The organism is Desulfofundulus sp. (assembly GCF_049701015.1).
Lineage (GTDB): Bacteria > Bacillota > Desulfotomaculia > Desulfotomaculales > Desulfovirgulaceae > Desulfofundulus.
The window spans coordinates 1-2997 of the sequence record NZ_JBNATZ010000286.1; the positions used below are offsets into that span (position 1 = coordinate 1).

Here is a 2997-nt window from a genome sequence, read left to right on the forward strand (position 1 = left end):
GCAGGCGCTGGGCATAGCGGGGCGCCCGGGCTGGTGAAGACAGCCGGTATGCCCAGACAATCCTGCCTTGCGGGTTTACTTCTATCACGCGGGGCACAAAAGGGGGGCCCGGTGCTCCGGAGTCTGCAATGAGGGTATTACCATTGGTCAGGCGCCGGGCCGCAGCGGCCTGGACGCCCCGGTACGACCATACCTCCCGCCCGTCCGGGGCGATCTCCACCACCGACGGGGACTGGTACCCCACCCGGGTCAGGAGCAGGTTGCCGCCGGGCAACTGATCAGCGTAGTAGGGGTGGTTCACCGTGATATCATCCCGGTAGTCCACCTCCACCACCGCCGCCTCCTGTGCCGGAGCCGGCAGGGGGAGGAGGACTGCTGAAGCCAGGAATAAGGCCAGAACGGCCAGGAACTTGTCCGCCCTCAAGGTCATGGTGGTCTTCACCCTTCACTTCTCGTGACTTTCCAGGGTGGCGGGGTACGACCGCCTCCCGTTTCATTCTTGCGAGATTATGTACTACTTGACAGGCTTAGCTTCAATTATCACCGCCGGCGGGGCGTCCTGCCAGGTCACGGCAGCCCCCAGAGCTTGACCGACCAGGCGCAGGGGTACCATGACACGTCCTTCAACAACCCGGGCCGGGGCGTCCAGGGGCACCGTCCGGCCGTCGACCAGCGCCTCACCTTTCCCCGGGGTCAGGCTGATGGTACACCCGCCGCGGGTGGCGGTGACGGTCCCGGTCTTTTCATCCCAGTGCACCGTGGCACCCAGGACCTCGAAAATGCCCCGCACGGGCACCAGAATGCGTCCCCCGTCCACAACCGGGGGTACGTCAAAGAAGATGCGGCTGCCGTTCAGGTAAACAGGCACCTGGCGCAGCACCAGGATGGCATCGGCAAGGCCGCGCTCCCTGCCTTCGGAGGGCCTGCTGACCAGCCTGCCCTTGACCCACATCCCGCTGGAACCGCCCCCGTCCAGGGCCGCGGCACGCACCGCTCCCAGTTCGGCCATCAGGTAGGCCAGCTCCTCCAGGGTGACGCCCGCACTCCAGCCCTTTTGCCGCCCCTCCACGACCACCAGCAGGACCCGGCCCCTTTTATCTACACCGATAGCGGTACGGGCAGCCGGCTCCAGGACACTGCCCCGGAAACCCTCCATAACAGCCTGCAGCACGGGCTGTCCTTCATCCACTAAAAGAGGTCCGGCCGTTACCAGGTGCTTCAGACCCTCCCAGCCGGGTCCCCAGTCGAAGTCCACCACCACCGGAGTCCCGGCGGGCAGGGAGGCACACGCCCCCACCGCGCTGCCTCTCAGAGTCAGCACATAACCGTCCCGCGGGATGGGGCTGCCCCCGCTGCCAATCTCCGATACCTCGTAACAGCCGCTTTTCCCCACTTCCGGGCGCAGCACCAGATCAATACAGTCAGTGGCGGAAGCGGCGCGCTCACCCCAGGCCGGGGTATAAAGGGTAATCCCACCAGGTACCGGGGCCGTATTTACCCGCGCCACTTCAACGGGCCCCGAACCGCCGAAGCTCACCGTCACCCGCGGTACAAAGTAGCCGAACCGGACGCGGTTGGAGCCGGTAATGCCAACCGAGGTGCGTAAAATATCGGAAGCGGCCAGGAGCCGGCCGTCCTGGACCAGGCTGCCGACGGGGTACCCGCGGGAGGGGTCGAAAAAACCCCCGTTTACGGCGGCCACCGCCCCGTGGCGTGCGGCCAACCGGCTCAACGTTTCCGTGCTGCCCGGGGCGCCACCGCTCACGGCTACACGCAATTCCAGCAGGTCCTGCCCGGGGTCCACCTCCAGCACATGCCCCTTGAGGGGCTCACCCTGCCAGGTGCGGCCGGAGATGGGATAATAGCGGACACCCGGGGCCACGGTCTGCACCTGACCGGCAGGCGGCACGTCCAGCAGGGGCTGCGGTGCCGGGCCGGGCAGCGTGGCCGGTTCCGCCCCGGCCGGCTCAGCAGAACAGGCTGCCAGGCTGCCCCATAAGAAGGTCACGCCGAGGAGGAGGGATACCAGTCTTTTCACACCGAGCAACACCATTACCTCACCTTCGCAATTTTTCCAGTGTTAGGGGGCAAAAAATTTTCGCCCGGGGCGACTGGAAAATTAAGTGGGCATCCATGGCGCTTCAGCGCCAGTCGTTTGCACGGAAGCGAACAACTTGAGCCGGGCAGATGCCAAACTTAGCGAGACCTCTATACTGTTTAAATGCCTGTGCAGGTGCCTGGTACGGCTGAGTGCTGGAGAATGGAGCGAGCGCGTGCAAACGACGGGCAACCTACCATTTAAGCCCGGGTAACCGGGCGCAGGCCAGCCGGGCGGTGGCCCGGGCACGCTCCTTTAAGGGGCCGACCATCCGGGCCAGACTGGCCCTGAACCCGGCAGGATCGGCCAGAACCTCTTCCACCGCCCGCCTCAAAACGCCGTACTCCAGGCCGGATGCCTCGCCGGCGGGCCTGAGCCCCAGCCGGGCCAGAAAACGTCCGATCTTGGGGTCGTAGCTTATCCCCACCGGGGGCACACCCATCACCGCCGCCAGGACCAGAGCGTGCAGCCGCATACCGATGAGCAGGTCCAGGCAGGCAACCAGGGAAACCGCCTCGTCTACGGTCAGCCCCCGGTCCAGGACGGCGGCCCGCGACTCCATCATGGCTGCCACCTGCCGGCTCACGGAGAGATCTTCGGGGAACTGCAGGGGGATGAAAAGCACCCGGTAGCCCCGGTGACAGAGGTCGTCGCACACACGGGCCAGGGCACGCTGCTGTGGCTCCCCGAAACCGGGCCACTCCCGCACCGATACGCCCACAACAGGTGCGGGTGACCTGTAAACTCCTTGACCGGAAAACGCCCCGCCCTCACCCCGGGAAGAGGAGCAGCCTTCCCGACCACAGAGCTCTCCTGCCCCACTGCCAGCCTGCTGTACGGGAATGCCCATGCTCTCCAGGGTCTCCATCCCTTTCTCCCTGCCCACACGGGCCGGGTCC

The 2997-nt window shown here is 66.0% G+C and carries 2 protein-coding genes and 1 pseudogene; all 3 read right to left on the reverse strand.

Annotation, left to right across the window (positions count from 1 at the left end):
• A pseudogene (locus tag ACPLUI_RS13300) lies at positions 1 to 430 on the reverse strand (hypothetical protein); the annotation flags it as partial.
• Between the two features lie 84 nt (positions 431 to 514).
• Positions 515 to 2038, reverse strand: a complete 1524-nt coding sequence (locus ACPLUI_RS13305) for a phosphodiester glycosidase family protein (RefSeq protein WP_424660734.1) — start codon at positions 2036 to 2038, stop codon at positions 515 to 517.
• 253 nt (positions 2039 to 2291) lie between these two features.
• Positions 2292 to 2997, reverse strand: a 706-nt coding sequence (locus ACPLUI_RS13310; RefSeq protein WP_424660735.1) for a polysaccharide pyruvyl transferase family protein, incomplete at its 5' end; no start/stop codon positions are given.